Source organism: Micromonospora sp., from assembly GCF_048594385.1.
GTDB lineage: Bacteria > Actinomycetota > Actinomycetes > Mycobacteriales > Micromonosporaceae > Micromonospora > Micromonospora wenchangensis.
This window is the reverse complement of sequence record NZ_JBMDWU010000056.1, coordinates 36,322-48,216: the sequence shown is the minus strand read 5'-3', so window position 1 is coordinate 48,216 and position 11,895 is coordinate 36,322. Positions and strand designations below refer to the sequence as shown.

Annotated in this window: 11 protein-coding genes; 7 read left to right on the top strand and 4 right to left on the bottom strand. The window is 71.7% G+C overall.

What is annotated here, in order from left to right; all coding sequences use genetic code 11:
- The first annotated feature begins 39 nt into the window (after positions 1-39).
- The 7 genes from ACOJTC_RS02680 to ACOJTC_RS02650 all read left to right on the top strand — a co-directional run bounded on the left by ACOJTC_RS02680 (position 40) and on the right by ACOJTC_RS02650 (position 7,642).
- Positions 40-906, top strand: coding sequence for a 3-hydroxyacyl-CoA dehydrogenase family protein (locus tag ACOJTC_RS02680; protein WP_357933485.1), 867 nt, complete (start codon positions 40-42; stop codon positions 904-906).
- A complete protein-coding gene (locus ACOJTC_RS02675) occupies positions 903-1,172 on the top strand; it encodes an acyl carrier protein (protein ID WP_420115598.1) in 270 nt (89 codons plus the stop codon). The genes ACOJTC_RS02680 and ACOJTC_RS02675 overlap by 4 nt, the downstream gene beginning before the upstream one ends.
- Positions 1,162-2,298 (top strand): acyl-CoA dehydrogenase family protein, encoded by a 1,137-nt coding sequence (locus ACOJTC_RS02670; protein ID WP_420115600.1) that lies wholly within the window; start codon positions 1,162-1,164, stop codon positions 2,296-2,298. Before ACOJTC_RS02675 ends, ACOJTC_RS02670 begins: the two co-directional genes overlap by 11 nt.
- Positions 2,291-3,364 carry an HAD-IIIC family phosphatase gene (locus ACOJTC_RS02665; protein WP_420115597.1) on the top strand — a complete coding sequence of 358 codons (1,074 nt, stop codon included), beginning with the start codon at positions 2,291-2,293 and terminating at the stop codon, positions 3,362-3,364. Before ACOJTC_RS02670 ends, ACOJTC_RS02665 begins: the two co-directional genes overlap by 8 nt.
- A 73-nt stretch (positions 3,365-3,437) precedes the next feature.
- Positions 3,438-4,241 carry an SAM-dependent methyltransferase gene (locus ACOJTC_RS02660; RefSeq protein ID WP_420115596.1) on the top strand — a complete coding sequence of 268 codons (804 nt, stop codon included), beginning with the start codon at positions 3,438-3,440 and terminating at the stop codon, positions 4,239-4,241.
- Positions 4,242-4,323: 82 nt separating this feature from the next.
- Positions 4,324-4,779 (top strand): hypothetical protein, encoded by a 456-nt coding sequence (locus ACOJTC_RS02655; RefSeq protein WP_420115595.1) that lies wholly within the window; start codon positions 4,324-4,326, stop codon positions 4,777-4,779.
- 1 nt (position 4,780) lies between these two features.
- Positions 4,781-7,642 (top strand): tetratricopeptide repeat protein, encoded by a 2,862-nt coding sequence (locus ACOJTC_RS02650; RefSeq protein WP_420115594.1) that lies wholly within the window; start codon positions 4,781-4,783, stop codon positions 7,640-7,642.
- Between the two features lie 90 nt (positions 7,643-7,732).
- On the opposite strand, the gene ACOJTC_RS02645 is transcribed toward ACOJTC_RS02650, so the two are convergent.
- The 4 genes from ACOJTC_RS02645 to ACOJTC_RS02630 all read right to left on the bottom strand — a co-directional run bounded on the left by ACOJTC_RS02645 (position 7,733) and on the right by ACOJTC_RS02630 (position 11,848).
- Positions 7,733-8,296, bottom strand: coding sequence for a dihydrofolate reductase family protein (locus ACOJTC_RS02645; RefSeq protein ID WP_420115593.1), 564 nt, complete (start codon positions 8,294-8,296; stop codon positions 7,733-7,735).
- A gap of 4 nt (positions 8,297-8,300) precedes the next feature.
- Entirely contained in the window at positions 8,301-8,780 is a 480-nt protein-coding gene (locus tag ACOJTC_RS02640; protein ID WP_420115592.1) for an SRPBCC family protein, read from the bottom strand.
- Positions 8,777-9,139 (bottom strand): ArsR/SmtB family transcription factor, encoded by a 363-nt coding sequence (locus ACOJTC_RS02635; protein WP_420115591.1) that lies wholly within the window; start codon positions 9,137-9,139, stop codon positions 8,777-8,779. Before ACOJTC_RS02635 ends, ACOJTC_RS02640 begins: the two co-directional genes overlap by 4 nt.
- 549 nt (positions 9,140-9,688) lie before the next feature.
- The gene (locus tag ACOJTC_RS02630) at positions 9,689-11,848 is read right to left on the bottom strand and encodes a hypothetical protein (RefSeq protein WP_420115590.1); all 2,160 of its coding nucleotides are present in this window, start codon (positions 11,846-11,848) and stop codon (positions 9,689-9,691) included.
- Between the last annotated feature and the right edge of the window lie 47 nt (positions 11,849-11,895).

The window sequence follows — 11,895 nt, the reverse complement described above, 5'->3', positions numbered from 1 at the left end:
CGCTCGGGGCGAGGATCGTCGAGGGTCGGGGGCACACGTATGGGAGTCGGGTCCGACAGCCGGCCGGTCGCCGTGGTGGGCGCCGGGGTGATGGGAACGGGCATCGCCACGACCGTGCTCGGCAGTGGACGACCGGTGGTGCTGGTCGACAACGACCCGGCGGCGCTCGACCGGGCCACCCACACGATTCCCCTCCAACTGCGCCATGCCCGGCTGATGAACGCGGCACCGGCCGACGGGCAACCCGGCCGGCTGGTGACGGCCACCTCCGTACGGGAACTGGGTGGGGTCTCGGCCGTGATCGAGGCGGTCAGCGAACACCTCACCGTCAAGACCGCGATCCTCGTCGAGGTGGCCGGGGCCGTCGGCGCGGACGTCCCGCTCGTCACCAACACCTCGGGCATCCCGATCGACGAGTTGGCCGGGGCCCTGCCCCGACCGCACCAGCTGGTCGGCACGCACTTCATGAACCCCGCGTACCTGATCGACCTGGTCGAGGTGATCCGCGGGCCGCGTACCGGCGAGGCGACCGTGGCCGCGCTCATGGCCCTGCTGGCGGGCCTGCGCCGACGCGCCGTGCAGGTGCGTGACTCGCCGGGTTTCGTCACCAGCCGGCTGCTGCACCCGATGCTCAACGACGCGGCCCGCCTCGTGGGGGACGGCATCGCCACGGCCGACGAGGTCGACGCCCTCATGCAGGGCTGCCTCGGGCACCGGACCGGCCCGCTGCGCACCGCCGACCTCATCGGTCTGGACAACCTGGTGGACTCGCTGGCGGCGCTGTACGAACGCACGGGCGAGCAGCGGTACCGGCCCTGCGAACAGTTGACGGCGAAGGTGCGTGACGGCCATCTCGGCCGCAAGTCGGGCCGCGGTTTCTACGACTACACGGAGGTACTGTCGTGACGGCGGAGCAGAGCGCGGAGGTCCTCGACCCCGAGGAGACGTTGCGGTCGTACCTCACCGACCGGCTCAGGACCACCGTCGAGGTCGGCCAGGACCTGTTCGACAGCGGGCTGGTCAACTCGCTGTTCGCGATGGAGCTGGTGGTCCACCTCGAACAGACCTTCCAGATCGCCGTGCTGGGTGCGGACCTGCGGTTGGACAACTTCCGCTCGGTGCGGTCGATGGCGGCCCTGGTGCGGCGGCTGCGTGACGACCATGGCCGGTGAACGCCGCACCACCGCCACCGCCACCGCTCGCGACCTGACCAGCACGCTCATCGGCGACCGGGCCGGCGGCTGGGACCTCGCCGGTGAACTGCCCGTCGCGGTGCTACGGGAGCTGGGCCGGCAGGGGGCGCTGTGCGCCCAGGTTCCGGTGGAGTTCGGCGGGCTCGGTCTGAGCAGCGCGGACAACGGTGAACTGACCGCACACACCGGCGGCCTGTGCAGCTCGGTGCGTAGCGTGCAGACCTCCCAGGGCATGGCGGCCTGGAGCATCGGCCGGTTCGGCGACCCGGACCAGCGGCGGCACTACCTGCCCCGGCTCACCGGCGGGCAACTCGCTGCGGTGGCGTTCAGCGAAGCCGACGCCGGCAGTGATCTGGGCGCGATGACCACCCGCATCGAGATCGTCGACGGCGAGGCCGTGGTCACCGGGGAGAAGGTGTGGACCACGGCGGCCACCTACGCCGACCTCATCCTCGTCGTCGGCCGGTTCGGGTCGGGGGCGGCCGTCGCGGTCGTCCCCCGCGACCGTCCGGGGGTCCGGCTGACGCGGGTCCCGCATCCGTCGGGGTGCCGCGCGGCGGGCCACGCCGACGTCCGTCTCGACGCCGTCCGCCTCCCCGCCTCCGCGATCCTCGGCGGCGGTGGGCACGACCTGTCGATGCTGGTGACCGCGATGCTGCTCTACGGGCGGATGTCCGTCGCCTGGGGGTGCGTGGGCATCCTGCGCGAGTGTCTGCGGGTGTCGGCCACCCACGTGCGTGCCCGCTCCCAGTTCGGCACCGAGCTGGCCCGCCACCAGCTCGTGTCCCGGCACCTCGCCGAACTCCTCGTCGCCGAGCAGGTGGCCAGCCGTGCCTGCGAGCACGCCAGCAGGTGCTGGGACGACGGTGATCCGGGGCTGGTCGCCGCCGTGGTGCTGGCCAAGCAGGTCAGTTCGCGCAACGCGGCGCGGGGCGCGGCGACGGCCGTGCAGTTGCTGGCCTCCCGGGCCGCCCACGACGGGAGCCCGGTGGCCCGGGCCTACCGGGACGCCAAGCTGATGGAGATCATCGAGGGCACCACCGAGATCTGTCAGCTCATCCTCGCCGACCACGCGCTGGCCACGGCGGGGAGGGCCGATGCCTGACCAGCCGGTGAAGTGTCTCGTCTGGGACCTGGACAACACGCTCTGGCGGGGCACCCTGCTGGAGGGCGACGACCTCCGGCTGCCCGACGAGGTACGTGAGGTGATCACCACCCTGGACGCGCGGGGCATCCTGCAGTCGGTCGCCAGCAAGAACGACCACGCCCTCGCGTGGCGGCAACTGGAACGGTGGGACGTCGCGGAGTACTTCCTCCTGCCGGAGATCGGGTGGGGCCCCAAGTCCGAGTCGGTACGCCGGATCGCCGACGGTCTGCGGTTCGCGTACTCCGCTGTGGCCTTCGTCGACGACCAGCCCACCGAACGCGCCGAGGTCGCGTTCCACCTGCCCGACGTGCGCTGCTACAGCCACGAGGAGGTGCCCGGACTACCGCGCCGGCCGGAGTTCACCCCGGCGGTGGTCACCGAGGACGCCCGGCAGCGACGCCGCATGTACCAGGCGAACGTCCGACGTACCGCCGTGCAACGCGACTTCGCGGGGCCGGACCAGGAGTTCCTCCGCTCGCTGGACCTCCAGATGCGGATCGACCGGGCGACCGACCGGGACCTCGCCCGGGTCGAGGAGCTGACCCGGCGGACCAGCCAGATGAACGCGACGGGCGTGCACTACTCCGATGCGGCGCTGCGGCGGCTGCTCGACGATGCGGGCCACGAGGTCCTGGTGACCACCATGGCCGACCGGTTCGGTCCGCACGGGGCCGTCGGGGTCGTGCTGCTGGCGCGTCAGGAGGGCGTCTGGCAGGTGAAGCTCCTGGCCACGTCGTGCCGGGTGGTGCAGTTCGGGGCGGGGGCGGTGATCCTGAACTGGCTCGTGGACCGGGCCTTCGCGGCCGGCGTCCACCTGGTGGCCGACTTCCGCCCGACGGAGCGCAACCGGATGATGGAGATCGCCTACCGGTTCGCCGGTTTCACCTCCGATCCCTGCGCCTGCACGACCGGGTGCGACCGCCCGGACGAGCCGGACACCCAGCATCTGCATCTCGTGCCGACCCCCCGGGACGCGCCCGGCACGATCCGGGTCACCGCCACCGACCTGTTCCCAGCGCGCTGAACCCACCGGGATGTGGACGGCCCCCGGGGCCGGGCCGACAGATCCGATCGACAGTGAACACTGGAGGCCGTAGGTGACATCGACAGCAGACGACAACGCCACCCGGGTCGCGGAGATGTACGACGGTTTCGTCGGGGCGCAGATGCCGGCGAACCTGCACTTCGGCTACTGGTCGGACGACGGCGACCAGGTCGACCTGATCGCCGCGGCCGAACGGCTCACCGCCCGGCTGATCGAGCGGCTGACGCCCGCGTCGGGTCAGCGCATCCTCGATCTGGGGTGCGGGGTGGGTGGTCCGGCGCTCGACCTGGCCCGCTCGTACGACGTGGAGGTCGTCGGCATCACGGTCAGCGACGGTCAGGTGGCGGAGGCCACGGCACGGGCGCAGCGGGGCGGGTTGGCCGACCGGGTGCGTTTCGAGCTCGCCGATGCGATGGAGCTGCCCTTTGACGACGCGTCGTTCGACGGTGCGTGGTTCTTCGAGTCGCTGCTGCACATGCCGGACAAGCAGCGGGCGTTGTCCGAGGCGGCTCGGGTGCTCAGGCCGGGCTCGCGGCTGGCCCTGGCCGACTGCTTCCGCCGGCCCGGTTACGACGAGCCGACGGAGGTCGTCAACCTCATCGACATCGACGACTACGCACCGCTGCTGCGGGAGGCGGGGTTCACGGTGCTCGACATCCGGGACGTCACGGAGCACGCGGTCTTCCCTCCCCCGGCGCAGGAGCAGCTTCGGGAGTACATCCGTCTGCACCCTGACATCGCGCGGCTGTACGGCACGAGCATCACCAACTGGCTGTTCCGGGACGAGGAGGGTGCGCACGAGCGTGGCCCGGGTGGTTTTCCCGGGTACGTCCTGATCACGGCACAGCGTCGTTGACGGTGGCGGGTCCTGTCGGTCGCCTGCAGCCGCCGGCCCGGCTGCGGTTCCGCAGGTGGCGGTGACCGTAGATAATGTAACGATGACCCGTCGTAACAGGAGGATCGCCGGGTGGACGGCCGGGGTGGTCTGCTCGCTGGGCTTGGTCGGCCTCGGCGTGGCGTTCGCCCGCGTGGGCGTGACGGAGGCCGACAAGTGGGCCAGCACGCTCGGGATCTTCGCCACCGTGCTGGGGCTGGCGCTGACCGCCTACACCGCGGCAGCGACCCGCAGGTCCGCGTCGCACACCGGGCCGGTCGGCCGGGTCGACAACACGATCCGGGGCGGTGAGTTCGCCCAGTCGGTCGTCCAGGCCCGTGACCTGACCGTCGGCGGCCCGTCCTCCCCCGCACCTCCGGAGGCCGTCGCCGGTGCGGTGACCAACACGATCACGACCGGCACGTTCCACGGTCCGGTCGTCCAGGCCCGTGACATCGTCCGGCAGCCGCACGACCCGCCGGTCCGCGACGACGGGGCCGACCCGTCCCGGGGCTTGTGACGTGAAGGGCGACGGGTTCGGACGACGGCTCTTCGGCCGGCGGACGGAGGGGACGACCTCGAACACGATCACGGGCGGGGTGTTCCTCAACGCGGTGATCCAGGGGCACACCATCACCGTGACCCTGCCGCCGCAGGTCACCCCCGCCGGGTTGCCCCGCGCCTCGACGTCCTTCACCGGCCGGGAGACCGAGGTCGAGTCGCTGCTCAAGGAGCTGGCACCCGGTGGGGGCACCGGGGCGGGACCGGTGTCGGCGGTGGCCGGACTGGCCGGGGTCGGCAAGACCGAACTGGTCGTGCAGGCCGCCACCCGGGCACGACGACAGCCGGGCTGGTTCCCCGGTGGAGTGCTCTTCGTGGACATGTTCGGCTACGACCCGCTGCGGCGGCTGTCGCCCGGCGCGGCGCTGCTCGGCCTGTTGCAGGCGCTGGGTCTGCCCGGTGAGTACATCCCCGCGGGCGAGCAGGACCGCAGCGCGCTGTTCCGTAGCGTGCTGGCCGCCTACGCCGCACAGGACCGGCGGCTGCTCCTGGTGATCGACAACGCGGCCACCGCCGCCCAGGTGACGCCGCTGCTACCGAGCGACGACAGCACCGCCACGGTGATCACCTCCCGCCACACCCTGGCGGTCGGGGCCCGCCTGCACGACCTCGACGTGCTGGACGTCGAGACGTCCGTGCGGCTCCTGGCCGACCAGTTGAAGCAGCTGCGCGGCCCGGCCGACAGCAGAGGGCACGACGAGCCGCAGGCCGCCGCCGAGATCGCCGGACTGTGCGCGGGCCTGCCGCTTGCGCTGAACATCGCCGCCGGTCTGCTGGCCGACCCCGGCACCCGTACGCTGGCCTCCCTCGCGGAGGCGTTGCGCGCCGCGCACACCCGGCTGGACCGGCTGAGCCGGGAGGACCGTGCGGTGCGTGCCGCGTTCGACCTGTCCTACCGGCAGCTGAGCCCCACCCAGGCCCGCCTGTTCCGGCTGCTGCCGGTCAATCCCGGCCCGGAGGTCGGCACGGAGGCCGCCGCGTGTCTGGTCGACACCGATGCGCACCGGGCCGAAGCGCTCCTGACGGACCTGGCCCGTGCCCACCTCGTCGAGGCCGGCCCCGGTTGGGGGCGATGGCGGATGCACGACCTGGTCCGGCTCTACGCGCAGGAGCAGGCGGCCGACGCCGATGCTCCGGACGCCGCCCGCGCCAGGCTGTTCACCTACTACGTCGGGGCCACCGCCGCCGCCAGTGCCCATCTGCAGCCTCCGTCGGTCGCCGCCGAGCTCACCGCCAGCTCCGTCCCACAGGAGGCGCTGGCCCGGATCGAGACCACCTACGGGGCGGCCGGGCAGATGCAACCGCCCCCGGTCGTGGCCACCTTCTCCACCCGGGAGCAGGCGCTGGCCTGGTTGGAGACCGAACGGCCCAACCTGGTCGCCGTCTGTACGACCGCGGGCGTCCACGGGCACCGCACGGCCAGCATCGGGCTGGCCTCCCTCCTGCACATATTCCTGTCGTTCCGTCGGTACCTGTCCGAGCTGATCACCGTCACCGACAGCTTCCGGGCCATCTGCCGGCAGGCCGGGGACCAGCACGGCGAGGGCATGGCGCTGAACAACCTCGGCATGGCCCTCAACGAGGCGGGCCGGTCCGACGAGGCCGTCACCGCCCACACCCGGGCGGTCGAGCTCATCATCGGGCAGACCGGTGAACGGCACGACGAAGGCATGGTGCTGAACAATCTCGGCCTGGCCCTGCGGGCGGTGGGGCGGTTCGACGAGGCGATCACCGCCCACACCCGGGCGTTGGACATCTACCGTGAGATCGACGCCCGGCACAGCGAGGGCCTGGCGTTGAACAACCTCGGCCAGGTGCTGCGGGCGGTGGGGCGCTTCGACGAGGCGATCACCGCCCACACCCGGGCCGCCGAGATCTGCCGCGAGACCGGGGACCGGCAGGGTGAGGGCATCACCTGGAACAACCTCGGCGCGGACCTGCAGGAGGTGGGCCAGCACGAGCGGGCCGTCACCGTGCACACCTGGGCCGTCGACGTCTTCAGCGAGCTCGACGACCGGTACCACGAGGCCGAGGCCCAGCACTATCTGGGCTCGGCGCTGCAGATGGTCCAGCGGTTCGACGAGGCCGTGGCCGCCCACACCCGGGCCGTCGAACTCTTCGGGGAGACCGGTGACCGGCACAGCGAGGGCTTGGCGTTGACCGGCCTCGGCCTGACCCTGCGCCGTGCCGGACGGTGTGCCGAGGCGGCAACCGCCCACACGCGGGCAGCCCAGGTATACCGCGACACCGGCGACCGCGGCAGTGAGGGCACGGCGCTGAGCAACCTCGGTGTGGCCCTGCAGGACGCGGAACGGTTCGCCGACGCCACCGCCGCCTACGAACAAGCGGTGCAGGCGTACCGGGAGGCCGGTGACCGGCAGGGCGAGGGCGTCGCCACGAACAACCTCGGCAACAACCTGCGGGCAGCGCAGCAGTCGGCGGACGCCGTCGTCGCCCATCGACGGGCCGCCGACATCTTCCGGGCGGTCGGCGACCGGCACCGCGAGGGCAAGGCTCTGCTCGCTCTCTGCCTGGCCCTGCTCGACACGGGGCAGGCCGAGGGGGTGCGACGCCACTACGAACGGGCGATCGAGGCGTTCGCCGGCGTCGACGAACATGAGAGTGCGGCGTTGGTGCAGCGGTGGCTCGTCAGTCTTCACCCGGGGGCGATCCCGCCCGGGATCATTCCGCCGGAGTTCCACCAGGCGGCGTTCGTCGTGCTGATGAGGCTCGCGTTCGCCGAGGCCAGATCGGGTAGGCCGTCGTTGTGGGGCGGTCCCCGAGCTGTCCGGGACCCGTCGGACGGCAGTTCGGCGCCGTAGCTCCGCCGGGCCGGTGATGCCCTACTGGGACCGATTGACCGTTCGCCGCCGTATGATCCACGCCGTGCGACGACCGGAAGGGCTCGTCGTTCACCGTCCGAGGGGGCGGTAGCGCAGGTGTACGACGCCGTTTCCGAATCGGCGCTCCTCGAGAAGCTCAAGCTTGGCGCGCATGCCGGGCGGTAGTCCTGGTTTACCCCCACCGACGACGATGGGCAGGATGAACAGCTCGCACTCGTCGAGCAGTCCGGCCTTGAATGCCTGTGCCGCGAGGTTGGCGCCTCCGACCATCAGGTCGCTGCTGGCGGTGGCCTTCAGTCCGCGGACGGCAGCGGGGTCGAAACGGCGTTCGATCCGGGTGTCGGCAGTGGAGACGCCGGTGAGGGTGGTGGAGTAGACGATTTTGCTCGCCCCCTGCCAGACGCCGGCGAAGTCGGCCATGAGGTCCGACCTTGCCGCCAGAGCGGGGTCGGTCTCCCAGACGGCCATCGCCTCGTACAGGCACCGCCCGTAGAGAAACGTGCCCACCGGTCGCAGGCATTCGGTGTGGAACGCGAACACCTCGTCGTCGATGGGCAACCAGGCGAAGGTGCCGCGTTCGTCCTCCATGTAGCCGTCGAGTGAAACGTTGTTCATGTAGATCAGCTTGGCCATACCCCTACCTCTCGGTGGTCAGCTGCGCATTCACCAGGTTGGCGTCCAGCTTGGTGAACGCTTGACGCCAGCCCTCCCCGCTCGGCCGCGCCAGATGTTCGGGGAGCCACTGGCGGATCTCCAGTCGCGTCCGACCGTCCGTGTCGTCGTGGAACTCGATGCGCAGTCTCGTCTCGAACGGCTCGATGCCCTCCTGCAGCCGCCCACTGACGCGCATGACACCGTCGATCAGCTCGCCGTCGACGACGTCGGTGAGGTCGATGTGGACGTGCACGCGAATGCCGGGGTCAGCGGCGTTGACCTCGGTCCACCGTTGAAATCCGCCGGGGCGCACGTCGAACTCGATCTCGTCGCGCGGCAGTGAGTTCCCGATCGGGCCCCACCATGCCGCCAGGTGCTCGGGATCGGTGAAAGCTCGGTAGACGAGTTTCCGCGGCGCGTCGAACAGACGCGAGATCGCCAGCTGCGGCGTCGTCGGTCTCATTCCCTCTCCTGATGGTCGTCCGCCGCCGGCTCAGCGGCCTGCATCGCGGCGAGATGGACGTCGAGGCGGGTGAGGGACGAGTCCCACGAACGCCGGTGGCGCTCGATCCAGTCGGCCGCCTCGCGCAGCGGGCCAGCCTCAAGGTGGCTCGCGCGCCACTTGCCCGACCGCGACCGCGAGATGAGCGCGGCGCGCTCAAGCACCTTCAGGTGCCGGGACACCGCCGGCATCGAGATCGACAGCGGAGCGGTGAGCTCGGTGACCGTGGCGTCGCGTGCGGCCAACGTGGCGATGATCGCCCGTCGGGTGGGATCGGCGAGCGCCGAGAACACCACGCTGAGCTGATCGGTGGCTACCATCGAGACCCTCTCACTTAACCAACGTGTTAAACGTACACCCGGCAGGCCGCCCTCACCGCGCTCGACCCACCGGTGTCGCGCACCGACCGGGGCGAGTACACCGAACGCACACTGTTCGGGTTGGCGGGCGACGAGGCGGCAGCCGGCCGATGTGTCGGACCGCGACGTCACCGCGGTGGTCTGCGTCTCCGACCGGAGGGCACCAGGTGCCATCCGGGCTGCTCAGCGCAAGAGGGGGTCGGCGTACGGGGGCGGTGGCGGCTGGATCGAGATTCGTCCCACGTCCGCCGCCCGAGCGGACCCGCCGCGAGTTGAGCCGCCTCGCCGCGCTGAGCGCGTTCCGCCCCGGGTGAGGTTGCACGGGGCCGGTCGCCGTGCAGGGACCCGGACGTCGTGCCGGGCGGCGTGGGCAGTGACGACCGGACCACGATGCCGTATCGGGGACGTCGAGGAGAGCGCGGGGGCTGAATACCAGATCCTCCGCTTGCGCGGAGGTCCCGAATCGAACGGAACAGCAGGAAGCACCCGCATGGCCTCGACTGTCACAGCTTACCCGGGGATCAACTCGTTGAGTCGGCCCAGGGTGAACGCCTCCGATCCGTCCGGCAGGTTCTCCGGCGCCTCAATGCCGACGAAGGTGACCGGCTCGTCCGGCAGCCGACCGTCCCACGTCGTCACCTCGGCCCGCGTCCGCCACCGGTCGACGAGATAGGACACGGTCAGGTACCGCCGCTCCATCAGCGCCCGTACCCGGTCGGCCGTGGTGAAGGTGTTCTCCTCCACCCGGTTGAACGACGGCCGTCCCGGCAGGTACAGGTGCAGCCACACCGCCTGCCAGCCGCCCTCGTTCCTGGCGAACACCATCGGCAGCGCCACCCGGCCCTGGCCGCGTAGCTGCGACCGCGCCCGCACCGTCCGGGCGTCGAACGGCGCACCGCGCTGGTCCCGCGCCCGGGTCTGGTACCCGAACATCGACTCGGCGACCTCGTCGAACGACTCGCCCGCATAGATGTTGACCTGCGGAACGACGTACCGTCCGCCGACGGTCAGCGGGACGTCGATGAACTCGGTCGCGCCGTCGCGCGCATCGGTGACGTCGCCGGAGTGCACCACGCCGTCGTGCCGGTAGTTCGTCCAGGACACCTGACCGGAACCATGGAAGTCGTCGTCGAGCAGCAGCAGCGACAGGTCGTAGTCGGTTCGGCGGCTGGTCTGCCGCCAGTAGGCGAAGAAGCGCAGCAGCTCACCGGAGACCGACGCCCGTGAGCCCCTGGGCATGACGGCGAAGCCGCCCTCGGCTGCCTTGCCGGACAGCGGCAGGGCGACGTCGAGCACCTGCGGATCCACCAGCAGCGGTCGGTGCCACTGCGGCAGTCGGGCGGTGATCTCGGCGTCGAGCAGCGACGACAGCTCGGCCACCAGCCCGGCCGGCAGCGGCGGCCGCTCGTCGGGGCCAACCCACGCGGTGCGGGAGCGGCTCGCATACATCCGGGCCGAGGCGGGGGTCAGTCGGTTGTCGACGTGCTCCCGCAGCGAGAGCAGCACCCGGCCCGATGCCGAGCCGAGCGCGCCGGTGACCGCGTCGACGACCGCGGTCCGCTCCGACGCCGACGCCAACCGCAGCAGCCGGTCGGCGGAGCGCAGGAGCAGGCCCGGCGCAGCCGACAGCACCGATGCGGCCGGACCGATGGCACCGGCACGGATCGCCGTCTCGGCCCGGCCGGCGAGGTTGTGCACCCGCCGCTCGCCACGCGCGACCGTGAACACCGCCTGCGCGTGCGGCCACTTGTCGTACTCGTGCGGGTGCAGCCGCTCCCCGAGCCGCTTCCAGCGCTCCGCGTAACGTGCGACGTCACCGAGCTTGTCCGGGTGCGCGGCGACGACCTCGTTCAGCGCGGCCAGCAGCATCCGCCGCTCCGGGCGGCGGAAGGCACGAAACCGGGTGGGTGCCGCCAGCGAGACGTCCCCGCCGGAAACCTGGCAGGCGAGGCGCAGCACGTCGGTCGTGGTATCCACGCCGACCAGGGGCCGGCCGAGGACGAGGCGGATCCCGTTGAGGACGGCCCGGTTCTCCCGTACCGGGATCTCGGCCGGCTGCGCGCCGTCCGCGCAGGCCACCGCCAGCTCGCCGAGGATCGCGAGGTCGGCCTCGCCGTGCGGCGTCGGGCTGCCGGCCAGGGCCAGGTAGAGCCGTTCCGCCTCCACCTCGGCGGTGTCACCGAGATGCAGCAGGGTCACCCGGTCACCGGCCGTGGTGACCAACGTGTCGTGCGCGGCCAGCAGCTCCGCGTAGGTGTGCTGGTAGGTGCCGTAGGCCGGCAGGTCGAGCAGGTTCACCCCGCCCGAGAGGGCGGCGTCCCGCAGCTGCGCGTCGGTCGCCGCGCCCCCGCCGGTGAGCACGGCCGCCCGCAGCCGGTCGACCCAGAACTCGACGGTGTCCGGCACGTCGTGCGGGAACCCGATGAAGTAGGCGTTGTGCTGGACGTGGTCGCCGACCAGCTCGCGTACCGCAGAGACGACCGTGGCGGCGAGATCCATCGCCGGCCCGGGGGCCAGGCCGCCGAGGTGCTCCAGCAGGGCCCGCGAAGCCGAGAACCCGACACCGAGCAGCGCCGCGTCCAGCTGCCGGGCCACCGGCGTGCCGTCTCCGGGCCCGGCCGTGCTCGCCGGTACGCGCAGGGTCTTCTGGATGATCAGCTTCTCGATCACGTGCTCCTCCGTTCCGGTCGGCTCTGGCGGGTGGTGGCGCCCGGGGG

Bases quoted from the DNA above. Each gene is read 5' to 3' on its own strand.
- ACOJTC_RS02680 (WP_357933485.1), top strand. From the start codon at position 40: ATGGGAGTCGGGTCCGACAGCCGGCCGGTCGCCGTGGTGGGCGCCGGG.
- ACOJTC_RS02670 (WP_420115600.1), top strand. From the start codon at position 1,162: ATGGCCGGTGAACGCCGCACCACCGCCACCGCCACCGCTCGCGACCTG.
- ACOJTC_RS02665 (WP_420115597.1), top strand. From the start codon at position 2,291: ATGCCTGACCAGCCGGTGAAGTGTCTCGTCTGGGACCTGGACAACACG.
- ACOJTC_RS02655 (WP_420115595.1), top strand. From the start codon at position 4,324: ATGACCCGTCGTAACAGGAGGATCGCCGGGTGGACGGCCGGGGTGGTC.
- ACOJTC_RS02645 (WP_420115593.1), bottom strand. From the start codon at position 8,296: ATGGCCAAGCTGATCTACATGAACAACGTTTCACTCGACGGCTACATG.
- ACOJTC_RS02640 (WP_420115592.1), bottom strand. From the start codon at position 8,780: ATGAGACCGACGACGCCGCAGCTGGCGATCTCGCGTCTGTTCGACGCG.
- ACOJTC_RS02635 (WP_420115591.1), bottom strand. From the start codon at position 9,139: ATGGTAGCCACCGATCAGCTCAGCGTGGTGTTCTCGGCGCTCGCCGAT.